The sequence below is a fragment of the Brevibacillus sp. MER 51 genome (assembly GCF_023714195.1).
Lineage (GTDB): Bacteria > Bacillota > Bacilli > Brevibacillales > Brevibacillaceae > Brevibacillus.
This window is the reverse complement of sequence record NZ_JAMAUS010000009.1, coordinates 15,445-32,591: the sequence shown is the minus strand read 5'-3', so window position 1 is coordinate 32,591 and position 17,147 is coordinate 15,445. Positions and strand designations below refer to the sequence as shown.

The following is a 17,147-nucleotide window of genomic DNA, read 5'->3' as shown; positions in this document are numbered from 1 at the left end:
TGTTATAGTTTTGTCGATAATGATAATCAATATCGATATAATTATTACTTACACCTATCTTACAAACGTACATAAGGGAGGCCCATCATGCTTACGAACAAAACAGTCAAAGCTGTCCTTGCTGTCATTTTTGTGTTCTCGCTTTTTTTGACGGCATGCGGTGGAGCAAATACGGCAACGCAAGCACCCGCCACGGATTCTGCTTCCAAGCCAGCTGACAAGTCAACAGAAGCCCCTACGGTAAACAAAATGCGCAGTATCGAAACACCAAAAGGGACCATTCAAATTCCTGACAAGCCACAACGTATTGTGACGGACTACTACGCAGGCGAGCTGATTGCAGTAGGTGGAAATGTAATCGGTGCAGAGACGGAAGCTTTCAAAAGCCCGTTTACCGTGGAACAATTAAAAAACGCGCAGGACGTAGGTAGCCCGCGGATCAATGTGGAGAAAACGTTAGAGCTCACTCCTGACCTTATCGTCGTCATGTATGATGACAATTATGAAGCCTTGTCCAAAATCGCTCCAACCGTTTATCTCCCGTATGGTACGGCGACAAACATTTACGATACGGTCAAATTGTTCGGAGAAGTGGTTGGCGATAAAGAAAAGGCAGACAAGTTCATTGCAGATTTTGACAAGAAGGCTGCCTGGGGTCGCGAAAAGCTGAAAGGCATCGTGGATGAGAACGCGACGGTTGGTCTCTACGAGCTGACGAACAAAGGAGATTTGTGGATTTTCGGCGATCACGCAGGTCGCGGTGGTCAAACCGTGTACAATGCATTGAAGCTGAAAATGCCGCACGCAAACAAATCCAAAGAGCAAACCGTACAGCTGTCCATGGAAACCTTGCCGGAATACGCTGCGGATTACATGTTCGTTACTTTCTACAATCCGGAAAAAAATAGCGAAGCCTTGAAAACCTTACAGAAGTCCGCTGTCTGGAATGCCACCCCTGCGGCGAAAAACAATCAGATTTTCTACAACGACTACGATACATTCTATCGCTATGACCCAATTGCGATCACAGCACATATCGATATGTTCGTAGATATGCTGATCAAAAGGCATGAAGAGAACAAGAGCAAAAAATAGATCACAAGAAAAGGTCATCCCTCGCCGGATGACTTTTTTTCGTCTCACGTAATAAACCTTACAAAATGTAAAGAAAACTGTAAGGAACATCAATAGCTCCTATTCTGGAATTTGGTTACAGTTGATAGCGACAGAAACAACGAGCGCTAGCCAATAGATAGAATGGAGGAACGTAGAATGAGTACTGCTGTACTAGAAGTGAAAGACGTTCAAAAAATATATGGGACAAAAGGTGAAAGCCAATCGCATGCCTTAAAAGGCGTATCGATGACCATAGCCAAAGGTGAATTCGTAGGAATCATGGGGCCATCCGGTTCGGGTAAAACAACTCTGCTCAACGTGATTTCTACACTGGATCGTCCAACAGAAGGCTTTATTGAAATTGCGGGAACGAACATTACACAGATGAAGCGTAATCAGCTCGCAGATTTTCGCTCACAAAAGCTCGGCTTCATTTTTCAAGATTTCAACCTGCTAGAGAATTTGTCCGTGTATGAGAACATTGCATTGCCACTGTCTCTGCAAGGAGTCCCTTCCAAAGAGATCAGCACCAAAGTAAGTAACGTAGCACAAACACTCGGGATCGAAGAGATTTTGCAAAAATATCCGGTTCAAATTTCCGGGGGACAAAAACAGCGGGCCGCAGCAGCACGCGCACTTGTGCATGATCCTGCGATTTTGCTGGCGGACGAACCGACGGGCGCTCTCGACTCGAAGAATGCAAAAAGCTTGCTGGAAACGATGACAGATTTGAACGAGAACCACCAGGTATCCATCATGATGGTTACGCATGACGCCTTTTCCGCGAGCTATTGCAAACGGATCTTGTTCATTCAGGACGGCAAACTGTACACCGAGATTCAACGTACGGGGGATCGTCAGCAATTTTTCAAACAAATTCTGGATGTACTGGCCGAGCTAGGTGCATCACATGATGTACGCTAGGAGGTAACGTTTCATGCTTTTCAAGCTATCCTTGTCCAGTATGCGGAAGATGATGAAGGACTATCTGGTTCTGCTCGTGGGTCTGGTCATCTCCATTTCGATTTTTTACATGTTCCAGACGCTTGCCCTCAATTCCGATTACACGAAGAACAACGCGATGATCTCTTCGATTCAGATCGTTTTCAATGTAGGGGCATTCCTGCTGGCGTTTATCACGATTTTTTATATCTTCTATGCCAACTCATTCCTACTCTCACTGCGGCGCAAAGAGCTTGGAATGTACATGGTCTTGGGGGCGAAGAAGGGGAAAATCAGCCAGATTTTGTTCCTGGAAACATTGACGATGGGGATCATTTCCCTGGTGATCGGTAGTCTGGTTGGTATTGCACTTGCAAGCGGCATCGGCGTCTTGCTCATGAACCTGCTGGAGATTTCTACGGATGGGTACTATCCTTTTTATCTGCCAGCCGTTTGGATGACATGGGGATTCTTCCTCATCCTGTTTATCATCACATCCACGATCAATGCGACTCGTTTGGCTCGTGCTACTGAGCTCGCTCTCATCCGTGCCGAGCAACAAAATGACCAAATCAAATCAAAAGGAATCGGAGCCGTTTTGGTAGCCATCCTTGGCGTGATCCTGTTGGCTCTGGGCTATACATGCTTGCACTTGATTATGTACCTGCAAGCTCTCGGCTTTATCGTAGGCGCTATTTCATGCACAGTCGGGACGTACTTGATATTCATCTCGCTGTTGCCAGTGCTTGTACAGGCTTTGAAGAAAAATAAAAAGCTGAATGATAGCAAGCTGAACGCATTCACTTTTGCTCAGCTGCGTTTTCGGGTGAACAACCTGACCAAAATCCTTGGTACAGTAGCCATGCTGATCGGGCTTGGTGTCGGTGCGATGGCAGGGGGCTTGGCCTTCCAGCAAAACGTCAATTTGTTTACCTCGGTATTCCATGTGTATGACATGAATCTGCATGATCCGGTAGAAGCGGATTATGAAGCACTGAAAAAAATGAACGTCCTAACGCAAAATACGTATCGATACAAAGTCGACGACAAGGCGTATTACTACTTGAAGGAAGACTTGCTGGCAAATCCGCTGCTGATTTCCACGAACAGCATTCAAAATTACTCTGCTGACAACAAGCCAAAACTTGTGACAGATCCGCTTCCAAAAGAGACGTATATCGTTAGTTCGTCAAAAGATGACAAAGGTAAGTACGATGCTGTTCCTGAGGATTGGGACAAAGCGATATTCACCAATTTTATCAACTACCAGATGATTGAGGGCAAATCTGTTTTGGTTGTGGATCAGGCGACGTATGAGAAAACCGCTGGAAGTGAACATAAGGTTCTCCTTGCCCAGGTTGACGACTATTTGAAATACACGCACGAATTAAAAGAAATGGATGAACGTCAAAAGCAGTTGATTGGGTCTATCGCAAATGTGGAAGCGAAAGACGTATACACTTCTTCCAAATACAGTACGTATGCGGGGATGTATATTTTCACAAGCGGAACGATGTTTATGGGCTTCTTCCTCGGAATTGCTTTCCTGGCGATGATGGCGAGCTGCCTGATGTTCAAAATCTTGTCCGGTGCTTCCCGTGACAAAGATCGTTACAGTATGCTGAGAAAAATCGGCGTACGTCGATCGTTGCTCGTAGGTTCGATCTATAAAGAGCTGTTCATGGTATTCATTTTCCCGGCGATTATCGGTCTGATGCACGTATTGATCGGTATGGAGATGTTCTCGTTCATCCTTTTGGACCCGTATCTGAACATTTGGATTCCGACGCTGATTTTCGTTGTGATCTATGCGATTTACTATTACATCACGGTTCAGCTTTATCGTGGAATTGTGTTGCCGAAAGAAGCGTAAGGAATCAATCCTCCTCATTTGAGGGGGATTTTTTTGTCTTGTAAAACGGAGCTGATGTGGGGGAAGAAGCGCATTTCCAGTCTACGCTTCGGCCTCCGCCCCGCTGTGGGTTGGTCTGTCCGCTCCGGGCTGAATGGCGGGAGCCGCTTCAAAAGTAGCAGTTTCGATGAGGTATTCGCAGAGTTGAAGCTAAAAGCACTCCCTCCATTCAACCCTCCGCTTTGTCGGGCTCCAGAGGCGCTTGGACTGGAAATACGCTTCTTCTACGGAGCTATTGTTAAAAACGGAGAGCCGCTTCAAGAAGCGTTCTTCAAATCAAAACAGTTTGGAAAGCCAAAAATAATGAACACATCCCGCTGTTGACAAGGATAATGATAATCATTATCATAATCAATGGTCGATTGGAAATCATGACCATCATGCAACATCTTTTCTCATTCGAAGTAACACCTAGAAAAGTAAGGGGGAATTTTTTCATGCGTCTTATGAAATTACCAGTGATGCTTGTATTTTTGTCTGCGATGCTGCTACTCGCTGCTTGCGGCAATGCAGGGTCATCTGCACAATCTGGTTCCAACCAAGCTGCTACAGCTCAGCCTGACGCGGCGAAGCCGGCTGAAGAGCAAGTGCGCACAGTGAAGCACATGATGGGAGAGTCGACTATCAAAGGCACTCCAAAGCGTATCGTTGCATTGGAATGGAGCTCAGCAGAGCATTTGTTGGCTCTTGGTATTCAGCCTGTAGGGATTGCAGATATTCCAAATATGAAAAAATGGGTCAAACTCCCGGTGGAGATTGCTCCAGAAGTAGTGGATGTAGGGAGTCGTACTTCCCCAAACCTGGAATCGATCATGATGTTGAAGCCAGATTTGATTATCGGTATTAAAAGAAACGTGGAAGCCAATTACGACGAAATGAGTAAAATTGCTCCAACGATTGCTTTTGATACGAATCCTGCTGAAGGTCAGGGATCACAGTATGATCGAATGATCGAGATCTTCAAGCAAATTGCGGATATTACGGGTAAAAATGCTGAAGCCGAAGCCGCTTTGAAAGACCTCGACAAGACTTATGCGGAAGCAAAAGAAAAGCTGACCAAGGCTGGTGCAGATAAAGTTCCATTCGTCCTTGCGATGGGGTACAGCAGTCAAAATGCGGTAGAATTCCGTTTGTCTACGGACAACTCTACAGCAGCAAGCATCTTGATTCATATCGGTCTGACAAATAAGTATAAGCCCAAGAAATTTGAGCAAACAGGAATGACACTGGCAGATGTGGAGGCACTTCCAGCGTTGCAGGATGCGAATTTCCTCCATATCATTCAAAATGATGACAATGTGATTGAGAATCAATTGAAGAACAACCCGGTTTGGAACGGCCTTACTTTTGTGAAAGAAAATCGCGTCTATGCTCTGGGCGGAGATCTGTGGCCGTATGGTGGTACCATGTCTGCAAAGATTCTCGCGAATAAAGCTGTTGATCTGTTGGCAAAATAATGAGTTTAGGCAAAAGTAAAATGTTTACACGATCTGACATCACTCCAGCCACTTCCTCACAAAGAGGGGGCTGGAGATTGTTCTTGATGGTAGGGAGTGGACTGGTCGCTCTGTTGGTGCTTACATTTGTCAGTTTGACACAGGGAATGGCAGACATTTCTCTGCGTTCTGTTGTACAGGCCATTATTGCTCCACAAGACATTTCCGATCACCATATGATTCAAGGTGTGAGACTTCCGAGAACGGTCATGGGGCTTTTGTCTGGTGCAGCATTGGCGATTGCCGGAGCTTTGATGCAGACAGTGACACGAAACCCGCTCGCTTCTGAAACGACACTGGGCGTAAATGCAGGTGCTTATTTCTTCGTGGTGTTCGGGATGGTTTTCTGGCCATCATTCTTGCATGACCATCCGCTTCCATTTGCGATGGCGGGCGGAATACTCGCAGCTGTTACCGTATATTTCATGTCTGGCGGGCAAAAAGGTACGCCTGTGCGTGTGGCTTTGTCCGGGATGATTGTCACCTTGGTGTACTCCTCCTTGACGAGTGCCATCATCTTGTTTAACGAAGAAACGACAAATGGCATTTTCCTCTGGGGCTCAGGCTCCTTGAAGCAAAATGACTGGTCGGGTGTAGAATTCAGTTGGCCTTGGATTGTAGCGGGGATTTTGGTCAGCTTTTTCATGGCCAGGCAGCTTGATGTACTTAGCCTTAATGAAGAAACGGCGAAATCCTTGGGGCAAAAGGTAGCAAAAACACGGCTTTTCACCATGTTTATTGCGATCCTGGTTACGTGCGTCAGTGTCAGTGTGGTCGGGCCAATCGGTTTTATCGGACTCGTCGCTCCGCATCTGGTGCGATTGTCAGGCATCACCCGGCATAGATGGCTGCTGCCGCTATGTGCCATCTGGGGGGCAGCGTTACTTGTGGCTTCTGATACGATTGCACGTATGTTTATCAATCATTATGGTGAACTTCCGGCAGGAGCCATCACGGCTGCTATCGGTGGCCCGTGGTTGATCTGGCTGGCTTTGCGTGTTTCGCGCAGCATGAGTGCTGGTACTGGAGGCTCGATGAGTGTCGGTGGAGCACAACGCAAAGTTTCGTATCCGTTGATTGTGTGCATTCTTGCTGTGTTGCTCGTGGTCGTTTGGATGATCAGCTTGTCTAGCGGAAACATGTACCTGCCGTGGACAGAGATCATCGCCATTTTCATGGGACAAGGAAACGAGATGTACAGTCAATTGGTGTTTGAGCTTCGGATGCCGCGACTGTTGACAGCGATGTTGGCAGGCGTGGCACTCGCGATCAGCGGAAGTCTCATGCAGAGTGCAGTACGTAATCCACTGGCTGATCCGCAGATTGTCGGTGTCACGAGCGGTGCGGGTGTAGGGGCGATTATCGTGCTCCTCGTGTTTCCTCAACTGTCGGCTTGGATGCCGCTAGGGGCCGTGGCAGGTGGGATCATCTCTGCTGCGATTGTGTACGCGGTCTCTTGGAGAAGAGGGCTCAATCCAATCATCTTGACGCTTGTAGGTATTGCGGTTTCTGCCGCAGGTGCCGCCTTGATCAATATCTTGATCGTACATTCCATGATTCTGGCAGCGCCCGCACTTACTTGGCTGGCAGGAAGTACATATGGGCGGGGATGGATGGAAGTAGGCCGCCTTTTGCCTGCGATCCTCGTTTTAGCACCGATCGCATGGTGGCTGGGACGTCGGGTGGACCTTTTGTCATTTAACGACGAGAGCTCGACTGGATTGGGGTTAAAGGTGCGGATGACGAGGTTGTCTGTGGCAGTCATCGCAGTGTTGCTCGCTTCAGCCGCAGTTGCCAGTGTCGGAGCCGTAGGATTTATCGGTCTTCTCGCTCCGCATGCAGCCCGTATGCTGGTTGGACCGCATCATCGCCGTGCAGTTGTCGTCTCAGCCATGCTTGGAGCTGTATTGCTGGCTGCTTCTGATTTGTTGGGAAGAACCGTCATGATCCCGAAAGATATTCCGGCGGGAGTAGTGGTGGCGTTGCTAGGCGCGCCCTATCTGTTCTTGCTGATGTTTCGTTCAAATCGTTCCTCACAATAGACGTAGGCAAGGCAAGTACTTGCCAAATACAGAGATCTCCAACATGATAAAAGTAGAACAGGCTGATTCTTGCAATCAGCTTGTCTACTTTTTCTTGCTATTTTCCGGTGATAGAAGGATGTGAGTCTGTTGACGATTAATCAAGATTATCCTGGCTTTTTGATGACCGCCTTTCGCAAACAGCGATTGAAAAACTTTCACCTGCGTCAGGTGGAGATAAACACCCATGTCCTATGCTATGTGGCAGAAGGACGTGCCGAGATGACAGTTGATGGTCAAAAGCGGGTGCTCGACGCCGGAAAGCTCTTGTTGTTTAGCCCGACGACAAAGATAGAAGAATTGCGGTGCCAATCAGGACCGTTGCACATATACAGGCTGCATTACGCGGAAACGAGACACGATCAGCACGAGAGCGCTCCCGAGAGGAAAGAAATCGAGGTTATGGCTGTCTCTACTCCCGCTTCATTTCTGACGGTATTGGAGGAACTCTCGCAATTGACACGGAAGCGGGACTACTCTTCTTTTTTGCGGAGCCAAGCGCTGCTATACGAGCTGCTTGGTATTGTTCATGATGAACAGAAAAAGAATGAGGAAAAAGGCATTGGAGCGATTGAGGAGACCATCGCTTACATGCAAAAACACTACCGTGAGTCATTGGAATTGGGAAGCTTGCCAAAACTGGCGGGGTTGACCCCCAGCTCTTATTGCCGTGCTTTCAAACGTGCGACGGGAATGACACCTGGGGAGTATTTGACTGGGCTGCGTATGGAGCATGCCAAGGAGCTGCTTGCCCATTCTGGAGGAAGTGTGAAGGATGTAGCTCGTAACGTGGGTTATGCCGATGAGCTGTATTTTAGTAGACTCTTCAAAAAACGCGAAGGATTGTCGCCGCAAATTTATATGAAGCAAGGTGACCAGCGGGTAGTCGTGGTCAGCAAGCTGTTCTTGCAGGATCATTTCCTCGCGATGGGAATTCAGCCGATTGCAGCCCCCTCCTTCCCGAACTACTTTGAAACGAGGACGGGCTTTCCTTCTTATTTGCAGCAAAAGCTGCGCGGGACAAAAGCACTGAATGCAGAGCGGTTGATTGATCCGAAAGAGATTTTGACTTTGTCGCCTGATGTGATTGTCAAAATGAATTTTTTTCACAATCGGGAGGCAAGAGACTGGGAGAAAATAAAAGGAACGGTCTTCTTTGACGGCTATCCGAACTGGATTGACTACCAAAAGAGATTGGCGACGCTTTTCAAGAAAGAGAGTCTGGCAGAGAAAATCATCAAGCACATCGACATAGTGGAAAAACAAGCAAGGGATGCACTGTTACCGGTTACGCGCGCGGGTGAATGGACGATGATTCGCGTCCTTGCAGATGAGGTGCGCCTGTATGGTGTAGAGGGGCACGCCCTCGCTGACTTGTTTTATCACAAGCTTGGGTTTGCGCCTGATCAGAATGTGAATCACGCAGCCTATAAACCAAATGCGCTCAACGATCTGATCGAATTGAACCCGGAGAGAATTATCGTGTTCTGGAGTGAACGGGAGCATGTGGCAGCGTTGTGGAACAACCCGCAGTGGAGAGAGATGCGTGCGGTGCGGGAAAACAAAGTGTACCATCCCGCCAATCACGAATGGGACCCATGGGGACCGTTTGGCAGAGAGCATACAATTCAAAGGAGCACAGCGTATTTTCTCCAGGTCGCACAGGGATAATCTGGTCCATGGCAATTGGACAATCACGTCCATAGAAAAGGAAGAGGAGTCTCTATATACTATCAATTGATAATTGTTATCACTAAGTTGATAAGCAGAAGTGGGGGCATTCTCGATATGAAAAGTCAGACCAGTTTACGTACCATGCGCCACCTCATGACCAGCTTCTTCGCGCTTTGCTTGCTGGTTGTCCTTGCCGGTTGCGGAGGCAATGCCAATCAAGCTCAACAGACGCCAGCTGCATCGGGCACGACGACTGAGGCTACTCCGGCACCAGCACCAACCGATTCCATTGAAGTACGTGAAGTGAAACACGCAATGGGTACCACTCCGATTAAGGGAACACCAGAACGCGTAGTTATTTTAACGAATGAAGGTACGGAGGCTTTGCTAGCACTTGGCGTTAAGCCAATCGCTGCTGTACAGTCCTGGGATGAAGATCCTTGGTATCCTCACATCAAAGATCAGATGACAGGCGTAGAAGTGTTGGGCTTCGAAGACCAGCCAAATCTCGAAGCGATTGTAAGCCTGAGCCCTGATTTGATCATCGGAAACAAAGTACGTCATGAAAAGATTTACGATCAACTGTCCAAAATCGCTCCAACCGTATTCTCCGAAGAGCTGTCCGGTAGATGGAAAAGCAACTTCACGCTCTATGCTGAAGCACTGAACAAAAAGGCGGAAGGCGAGCAAGTCCTGAAAGAATTCGACGACCGCGTAGCTGCTGTGAAAGCAAAGCTGGGTCCTAAAGCTTCTACCAAAGTATCCGTAGCGAAATTCTCCAAAAAAGGTGTACAAATTTATCAAAAAGATACATTTAGCGGTGTGCTGCTCGATCAGCTGGGACTTGCACGTCCAGCTTCCCAGGACGTTAATAACTTTGCAGAAATGATCAGTGAAGAAGGCATGTCCGCTATGGACGGGGACATCCTGTTCTACTGGGTAACGGAGCCAACAAAAGAATCTCAAGACATTGCGAACAACGCAAAAAAATGGATGGAAAGCCCAGTCTTCCAATCCCTGAATGTGTCGAAGACCAATCAAGTTTACCAGGTAGACGAAACGGTCTGGAACAAAGCAGGCGGCATCAAGGCAGCGAATTTGCTACTTGAAGATATCGTGAAGCGCCTCGATTTGAAGTAAGAAGAGTACGGAGTCAAAGCCAAAGACCTCATCCGAAGTATGGATGGGGTCTTTTCTTGGCATAATATGGGATGCCCCGCTTGGTTTACGCACCCTAAATTTCCCAGTCATTTGTTCAACTATGACATTTGTCATGTCTCCGACTTGACGTTTATGACTACAGCGGCCAGACGCTATTTTCTACAATAAAGATAGAATATTGCGTCCGGCGAATTTACATGTCCCTGTACGCTTCGATCGAGGAGGAAACAATTGATGCATCAAGCCAACATTGCCGAGTTGAAAAAGAATGTTGCCCCCTTTGAAAAATCAGACATGAAAAAGAGTATCCGACAGCTAATCAATACGCTAGTTCCGCTGATTCTTCTCTGGTACGGAGCTTATCTCAGCTTATCTGTGTCCTATTGGCTGACGCTGCCTATCGTCATTGTTGCAGCTGGCTTCGTCATCCGTACCTTCATCATTTGCCACGACTGCTGCCACCAATCCTTTTTCAGAAATCGTCGGGCGAATGACATTGTGGGGACAATTACTGGGGTACTTACCCTCGTGCCGTATGAACAGTGGAAAAATAGTCACAATATTCACCATGCAACGAGTAGCAACCTCGACAAACGAGGCGTAGGCGATCTGTGGATGATGACTGTCAATGAATATCTCGAAGCTTCTATCTGGGGTAAAATGGCTTATCGGCTGTATCGGAATCCGATCGTCATGTTTGGTTTGGGTCCTATCTTTGTCTTTTTGCTCCAATATCGTTTTAATGTAAAGCGAGCTCGGCGTAAAGAGCGGTTGAATACGTATTTGACGAATGTGCTGCTGGTCGGTCTTTATGGGCTCTTAATCTGGGCGGTTGGCTGGCAAGCATTCCTGCTGATTCAAGGTCCGATCTTTTTTGTCTCGGGATTATTTGGGATTTGGCTGTTTTATGTGCAGCATACGTATGAGGATTCGTACTTTGAGAACGAAGAAGAGTGGAGCTACGTGAAAGCAGCAGTAGAAGGAAGCTCTTACTACAAGCTGCCGAAGGTTTTGCAATGGATCACAGGCAATATTGGCTTTCACCACGTCCATCACTTAAGCCCACGCGTACCGAACTACAACCTGGAACAAGCACATAACGATACACCGCCGCTTCAGAAGGCGACAACGATTACACTGGCGGCCAGCGTGCAGTGCCTGCGTTTTCATTTGTGGGATGAGAGCAACAAGCGTTTTGTGAGCTTCAAAGGCATCAAGCGATTGTCTGCTGCTCGATCTGAAGCGATCATGGATGCACTCCAAGGCTCCAAACCGAGTTTGGAAGGAAAATAAGCCTGCCATAAACCCTTGATTTCCGATACACTTGAGAGAGTGCCGAAGAAAAGGTGGGCAAGCATGCAAAAGCAGAAGTGGTATCACATTCTTCAAAAAAATACGGGCTTGAGCCCTTATGTGTGGGTTGTCTTCTACATCCTGCCATTCTATTTCATCTTCCGGTCATCCTCGACGTACGAAGCGGTGATCGGAATCATCATGATCATTCTGTTTTTTATTTGCTATGTATTCTCCTTTCTGTCGAAGGGCTGGCTGATTTATTTTTGGACGGGTGTGCAGATCATCATATCCATCGCGATGACCTTGATGTTCGGCTATGTGTATTTCTCGCTCTTTCTGGCGTTTTTTATCGGGAATATCGAGAACAAGATCGGCTTTGTTACGCTGTACACGGTTCATTTGATTAGCACCGCCATATCGGTCAACATCGGCTTTTTCACCAAAAACGCGCAATTGATTAGCCAGCTTCCGTTTGTTTTGGTTAGCATGGTTGCTGTCATTCTCTTGCCCGTGACTACGTACAACTGGAATAAGCGAGAGAAGCTGCAAGGAGAGCTGGAGCATGCGAACAAGCGGATTTCAGAGCTGGTCAAGCTCGAGGAACGCCAACGCATTGCCCGCGACCTGCACGATACGTTGGGGCAGAAGCTCTCCCTGATTGGGTTGAAAAGCGATTTGGCGAACAAGCTGATCAACAAAAATCCTGCTCTGGCGAGAACAGAGCTGGAGGAGATCAGGCAAACAGCGCGAATCGCTTTGAAGGAAGTACGGGAAATGGTCACGCAAATGCGTGGGACGCGGCTAGAGGATGAGATGTTTCGAATCAAGCAAATTTTCAAGGCAGCGGATATTGAATTCGTGTTGGAAGGTAACACGAATCTGACCAACACTTCGCTGATGACAGAAAACGTGTTGTGCATGTGCCTGAAAGAAGCGGTCAACAATATTGTGAAGCATAGCAACGCCACTGCCTGTTCCATTGTCATTGAACCCGCTCGTACCGATCTCGTTGTAAGCGTAACGGATAATGGCATCGGAATGGCGGAGGAATTGGTTTACCGAGGCAACGGTTTGCGTGGAATGAAGGAACGGCTGGAATTTGTCAACGGAAGCATGGAAATCCAGTCCTCCGTGTCTGGAACACAGCTAGTGATTCGGGTACCCAACATCTTCAAACAACCGGAACAGGAGGCGGGAAGATGATTCGCATTGTCATTGCAGAGGACCAGCGGATGCTCTTGGGAGCCCTTGCTTCCCTGCTCGATTTGGAAGAGGATATGAAGGTCGTCGGAAAAGCAAGTAATGGTGAGGATGCGGTCAAGCTCGTGCATCAGCATCAGCCCGACATTTGCATTATGGATATCGAAATGCCAGTCAAAAGCGGATTGGACGCTGCCGAGGAATTGAAAGGTAGCGGGTGCAAGGTGATGATTCTTACAACCTTTGCTCGCCCAGGTTATTTCGAACGAGCACTGAAGGCAGGCGCAAACGGCTACTTGCTCAAGGACAGTCCGAGCGAAGAGCTGGCCAGCTCGATTCGCAGCATTATGGCTGGGCGGCGGATCTATGCGCCTGAGCTGATCGATGAGGCGTATGGGCAGGAGAATCCGCTGACGGAGCGGGAAAAGGAAGTCCTGCTTTTGGTCGCTGACGGGAAGAACACCAAGGAGATTGCCAGTCAGCTGTACATTACGACAGGGACTGTGCGGAATTACATCTCCGTCATTCTCGACAAGCTCGGTGTGAGCAATCGGATCGAGGCGATTATGCATTCAAAGGAAAAAGGCTGGTTTAAGTAGCAGACCAGTTGAAGGAGGCCCTTTCTGTTTTGGCAGGAAGGGTTTCTTTTTTATGGGGTTATGATTGATGATCTGGTATATTTAATATGATTTCATCCACTATCGTATAGGAATGCTACTAGCATATTTTTTTATAGTTCCCATCTATAGTAAAGGGAGGCTTAAAGTGAATCCAGAAACCGATGACCCTAAACAAGTTGTTCTACAGGTTGGAGGGGTATTAAAAAAAATCCGTAAAGAGAAGCATTTGAGCCTGGAAGATTTATCAGAATTATCCGGTGTGAGCAAGCTGACACTTGGAAATATTGAGCGTGGAGAAACCAACCCAACAATCGGGGTGCTGTGGAAAATTTCGAAATGCTTATCTATCCCACTCTTGGCGTTATTCTCAACCGAAAACAGTGTGAATCTGTCCAGAGCCGGGAAGGGACTCAGAATTGCCGGGGATAATAAAGAGTGGGTCATTGAGCCAATCTTTCAAAACGTAAGCAATGAAATTGAAACGTATAGAGCTTATTTACAACCGAATAGCTCATACCATCCAGAGAAGCATCACCACAATACAACGGAAATTGCGACAGTAATGTCAGGAACCCTTTCCATCCATGTAAATAATGAGTCGTACACTTTGAACCAATATGATTCGATTAGTTTTTGTGCAGATGGCACACATTCCTATATAAATCAGTCTGACGAGCTTGTTGTGCTCCATATTATATTGAAATACGGGGTCTAAAAATCGATCCCCTGTATGTTCATAGACTACCACGACTATGACCCTTTATCGACCGAATGGTTGCTAGAGGGTTTTTGTTGTATTATAGTATATGTTATTGGTAGAAAAGTATATTATAATATATTTTTTCTTTGGTTTCGAATGAACTCCTGTATTCAATCTAATAGACAAAGAGGGAAAATAATGAGCACGCAAAAGATTAAATCAACTTCAAATGTTACTAGATCAGCAGTTTGGGTGGTTATTGTAGGGATCATATTTATTGCAGCTAATTTACGGGCCCCTTTAACCTCGGTGGGGCCTCTAGTTGGTCTTATTCGGGACGATGTTCATATTTCGAACACGCTGGCAGGTATGATTACCACGTTGCCCCTATTAGCTTTTGCACTTTTTTCTCCCATTGTTCCTAAATTAGGACGAAGGTTTGGCGTAGAAGTAATGATTCTAATTTCCATCCTCCTTCTTACTTTTGGGATTATTTTGCGTTCTCTCCCAGGAATCGCTACCTTATATATCGGTACTGCTGTTCTTGGGTTGGCAATATCCGTTTCTAATGTGTTGTTGCCTAGCCTTATAAAGCGGGAGTTTCCTGGACAAATTGGTTTAATGACTGGTGTATATTCCATTTCTATGAATATATTAGGGGCAATCGCATCTGGCATTAGTGTTCCCATTGCAGTTGGATTAGGAGTTGGATGGCAAGGGGCACTGGGAATATGGGGCATTCTTAGCGTGGTATCCGTATTATTTTGGTTACCTCAAATGAAACGCCGCACTAGGGAAACAGCCACCGTTCAAAATCAATCGGCGGATAGTGGTGTGAATTTATGGCGTTCCGCACTAGCGTGGCAAGTAACCTTGTTTATGGGACTTCAATCTACGTTTTTCTATGTACTGATTACATGGCTACCTGAAATCTTAAAACAGCAAGGAACAAGTTCAGATCAATCTGGTTGGTTCCTATCCATTATGCAGTTAGCCTTGCTTCCCTTTACTTTTATCGTTCCGATTATCGCGGGGCGTATGTCCAGTCAACGTTCATTAGTTACGATTACGGCACTTTTACTTTTCATGGGAACGCTTGGATTACTTTATGGAAGCGCGAATTTCATTGTTTGGTGGATCATCATGCTCGGAATTGGCGGAGGTTTTGCATTTAGTTTATCGATGATGTTTTTTGGTTTACGTACAGAGAATGCTCAACAGGCTGCAGAGCTATCCGGTATGGCTCAATCAGTTGGCTACCTACTTGCCGCAATAGGCCCGACCCTTTTCGGATATCTGCATGATGTAACGGATAGCTGGACGGTTCCCCTGCTACTTTTGGTCGGTGCGTCAATCTTGCTCTTTATATTTGGGCTAGGAGCAGCCAGAAATCGCTCTATTGGTTCAAAAGCGACGTAAGCAAACCATTTCACAGGTATGGTGCCTTATTGCGTTGTAAAAGGCGTAAGATCTTTTACTTTTCCAACGTATAAAAACAGTCATTCACCATCTTGCCAGCAATTTCAGTGCTTTCGGGCACGATTTTATCCAGCTTCATTCCAGCCTTCTCCAAAACACGGCGTGAAGCGGCATGCTCTTCGGAACAAACAGCCGTAAATTTTTTGAAGCCAAATGTATCTACTGCAAAATCAAATACGCGTCTGATTGATTCCGTTGCATAGCCTTTGCCTTTGAATCCGTCCAGGATGATGAAGCCGACTTCCGCAGTGAGGGTCTCTCGGTTACGGGTGCAGATACTAATCAAGCCAACGTCGCTACCGGAGTCGGTTTCACGTATGATCCAGGTCAGCCAGTGGTTCGATTCGAGACTCCACGGAGCGAGTTCTTTCTCAAAGTTACGGCGGATATCTTCGTCACTCATGGTTGCTCCGATATGCTCCATCAGTGTCGGGTTGGAATAGATGGAACGGATCAGCTCCCAATCGGGTAATGCCACTTTAGTGAGAGTCAGGCGTGCACTGAGAATTTGATTATTCATGGGGATTCTCCTTTGGGAATGGTAAGGAATATTCATAATCGTATACGCTGATGCATGAGAAGGAAAGGGGGGGATTACCAAGAGGCGGGCTGTTCATCAAAAAAAGCCGTCGATTTTTTCGAGAGCCAAAAGAGTGCCTTGTATGGTCTATTTTGTGGGCAATAGCGTTATCGACTATAGATGTTTCGAAGCTCATTGATGTCGTTTTGGGTAGGAGTAGTGATTCTCGTTAACCAAGAGTTATTCATGATGGAGTGATCCGACCTATGATTTAGTCGTAGTACATGGCCAATCTCATGAGTAGCCAAGGCTTCTAAATAAGCGGCGTTTCTGTTGCTTACTCTGTTCCATTGAATGACTGTGCCACCGGTAACTCTGGAGCCATTCGATTGCCACCAGCCAAATCCATCATACCCCCTTGCATAGCCTTCACCTAATGTAATGGGGGCGTTTTGTGTTGGTGTTAAGGAAACAATGCCTGTGTTGTTCCAGTTTTGTATGGCATTTTCATAGGCCTGTCTAAGAGCAGGGATATTCGTCGTAATGGTTACCTGATACGAAACCAAGACCTTGTTTTGATCGGTGGCAGGTGGGTTTCCGTTAATAAAAGCAGAAGCAACATAGTATTTCACGCCGTTTTTCTCGTAGAAGAACCATCTATTATCAGGGGAGCCTGTCCAATAGTCGGTTAGCGAGGTGCCTCGGGTCCAACCAGAAAATTGTACTCGGGTATTTGGTTGAAGACTGTCGATGATAGCAGCAGAAGTAGTCGGTCCGGTACGGATATTGACAGGGATCGGTGCGGATACACCGCTAAAATCCATGCGATATTCGGATTGATCCTGTGCGTTAGTCGGCGTAACAAAATATCCATTTACAAGAGTGACAAGAGTAATGGTGAGCAATAAAAGTTTACCCAATATTCGTTCTAGCATCATGAGGCTCCTTTC

The 17,147-nt window shown here is 46.8% G+C and carries 15 protein-coding genes; 13 read left to right on the top strand and 2 right to left on the bottom strand.

What is annotated here, in order from left to right:
• The first annotated feature begins 87 nt into the window (after positions 1-87).
• The 13 genes from M3630_RS19415 (at position 88) to M3630_RS19355 (ending at position 15,617) form a co-directional block, all read left to right on the top strand.
• Positions 88-1,095 carry an ABC transporter substrate-binding protein gene (locus M3630_RS19415; protein ID WP_251253175.1) on the top strand — a complete coding sequence of 336 codons (1,008 nt, stop codon included), beginning with the start codon at positions 88-90 and terminating at the stop codon, positions 1,093-1,095.
• A gap of 177 nt (positions 1,096-1,272) precedes the next feature.
• Positions 1,273-2,040, top strand: a complete 768-nt coding sequence (locus M3630_RS19410; RefSeq protein WP_173610547.1) for an ABC transporter ATP-binding protein — start codon at positions 1,273-1,275, stop codon at positions 2,038-2,040.
• Positions 2,041-2,053: 13 nt separating this feature from the next.
• On the top strand, positions 2,054-3,931 hold the full coding sequence (locus tag M3630_RS19405; RefSeq protein WP_173610546.1) for an FtsX-like permease family protein: 1,878 nt from the start codon (positions 2,054-2,056) through the stop codon (positions 3,929-3,931).
• A gap of 33 nt (positions 3,932-3,964) precedes the next feature.
• Positions 3,965-4,294 (top strand): hypothetical protein, encoded by a 330-nt coding sequence (locus tag M3630_RS19400; RefSeq protein ID WP_251253174.1) that lies wholly within the window; start codon positions 3,965-3,967, stop codon positions 4,292-4,294.
• 113 nt (positions 4,295-4,407) lie between these two features.
• Positions 4,408-5,427 (top strand): ABC transporter substrate-binding protein, encoded by a 1,020-nt coding sequence (locus tag M3630_RS19395; protein ID WP_221866864.1) that lies wholly within the window; start codon positions 4,408-4,410, stop codon positions 5,425-5,427.
• Positions 5,427-7,508 (top strand): Fe(3+)-hydroxamate ABC transporter permease FhuB, encoded by a 2,082-nt coding sequence (gene fhuB / locus M3630_RS19390; RefSeq protein WP_483298471.1) that lies wholly within the window; start codon positions 5,427-5,429, stop codon positions 7,506-7,508. Before M3630_RS19395 ends, fhuB begins: the two co-directional genes overlap by 1 nt.
• 129 nt (positions 7,509-7,637) lie before the next feature.
• Complete coding sequence (locus tag M3630_RS19385; protein ID WP_251253173.1) at positions 7,638-9,218, top strand: helix-turn-helix domain-containing protein; 1,581 nt, start codon at positions 7,638-7,640, stop codon at positions 9,216-9,218.
• A gap of 117 nt (positions 9,219-9,335) precedes the next feature.
• A complete protein-coding gene (locus M3630_RS19380; protein ID WP_251253172.1) occupies positions 9,336-10,361 on the top strand; it encodes an ABC transporter substrate-binding protein in 1,026 nt (341 codons plus the stop codon).
• A gap of 255 nt (positions 10,362-10,616) precedes the next feature.
• Positions 10,617-11,675, top strand: coding sequence for a Delta(5) desaturase DesA (desA, locus tag M3630_RS19375; protein ID WP_251253171.1), 1,059 nt, complete (start codon positions 10,617-10,619; stop codon positions 11,673-11,675).
• Between the two features lie 63 nt (positions 11,676-11,738).
• The gene (locus tag M3630_RS19370) at positions 11,739-12,881 is read left to right on the top strand and encodes a sensor histidine kinase (protein WP_173610540.1); all 1,143 of its coding nucleotides are present in this window, start codon (positions 11,739-11,741) and stop codon (positions 12,879-12,881) included.
• Positions 12,878-13,477, top strand: a complete 600-nt coding sequence (locus tag M3630_RS19365) for a response regulator transcription factor (RefSeq protein ID WP_173610539.1) — start codon at positions 12,878-12,880, stop codon at positions 13,475-13,477. Before M3630_RS19370 ends, M3630_RS19365 begins: the two co-directional genes overlap by 4 nt.
• A 166-nt stretch (positions 13,478-13,643) precedes the next feature.
• Positions 13,644-14,213, top strand: a complete 570-nt coding sequence (locus M3630_RS19360; protein WP_251253170.1) for a helix-turn-helix domain-containing protein — start codon at positions 13,644-13,646, stop codon at positions 14,211-14,213.
• Positions 14,214-14,396: 183 nt separating this feature from the next.
• Positions 14,397-15,617, top strand: coding sequence for a CynX/NimT family MFS transporter (locus tag M3630_RS19355; RefSeq protein WP_251253169.1), 1,221 nt, complete (start codon positions 14,397-14,399; stop codon positions 15,615-15,617).
• Positions 15,618-15,672: 55 nt separating this feature from the next.
• Here M3630_RS19355 and M3630_RS19350 read toward each other — a convergent pair whose 3' ends face one another.
• Both M3630_RS19350 and M3630_RS19345 read right to left on the bottom strand, forming a co-directional pair.
• Positions 15,673-16,197 (bottom strand): GNAT family N-acetyltransferase, encoded by a 525-nt coding sequence (locus M3630_RS19350; RefSeq protein WP_221866870.1) that lies wholly within the window; start codon positions 16,195-16,197, stop codon positions 15,673-15,675.
• A gap of 167 nt (positions 16,198-16,364) precedes the next feature.
• Complete coding sequence (locus M3630_RS19345; RefSeq protein ID WP_251253168.1) at positions 16,365-17,135, bottom strand: matrixin family metalloprotease; 771 nt, start codon at positions 17,133-17,135, stop codon at positions 16,365-16,367.
• Between the last annotated feature and the right edge of the window lie 12 nt (positions 17,136-17,147).

What these genes read in the sequence shown, in the direction of transcription:
- M3630_RS19415 (WP_251253175.1), top strand. Translation starts at nt 88, where the DNA reads ATGCTTACGAACAAAACAGTCAAAGCTGTCCTTGCTGTCATTTTTGTG.
- M3630_RS19410 (WP_173610547.1), top strand. Translation starts at nt 1,273, where the DNA reads ATGAGTACTGCTGTACTAGAAGTGAAAGACGTTCAAAAAATATATGGG.
- M3630_RS19405 (WP_173610546.1), top strand. Translation starts at nt 2,054, where the DNA reads ATGCTTTTCAAGCTATCCTTGTCCAGTATGCGGAAGATGATGAAGGAC.
- M3630_RS19395 (WP_221866864.1), top strand. Translation starts at nt 4,408, where the DNA reads ATGCGTCTTATGAAATTACCAGTGATGCTTGTATTTTTGTCTGCGATG.
- fhuB (WP_483298471.1), top strand. Translation starts at nt 5,427, where the DNA reads ATGAGTTTAGGCAAAAGTAAAATGTTTACACGATCTGACATCACTCCA.
- M3630_RS19380 (WP_251253172.1), top strand. Translation starts at nt 9,336, where the DNA reads ATGAAAAGTCAGACCAGTTTACGTACCATGCGCCACCTCATGACCAGC.
- desA (WP_251253171.1), top strand. Translation starts at nt 10,617, where the DNA reads ATGCATCAAGCCAACATTGCCGAGTTGAAAAAGAATGTTGCCCCCTTT.
- M3630_RS19370 (WP_173610540.1), top strand. Translation starts at nt 11,739, where the DNA reads ATGCAAAAGCAGAAGTGGTATCACATTCTTCAAAAAAATACGGGCTTG.
- M3630_RS19365 (WP_173610539.1), top strand. Translation starts at nt 12,878, where the DNA reads ATGATTCGCATTGTCATTGCAGAGGACCAGCGGATGCTCTTGGGAGCC.
- M3630_RS19355 (WP_251253169.1), top strand. Translation starts at nt 14,397, where the DNA reads ATGAGCACGCAAAAGATTAAATCAACTTCAAATGTTACTAGATCAGCA.
- M3630_RS19350 (WP_221866870.1), bottom strand. Translation starts at nt 16,197, where the DNA reads ATGAATAATCAAATTCTCAGTGCACGCCTGACTCTCACTAAAGTGGCA.
- M3630_RS19345 (WP_251253168.1), bottom strand. Translation starts at nt 17,135, where the DNA reads ATGATGCTAGAACGAATATTGGGTAAACTTTTATTGCTCACCATTACT.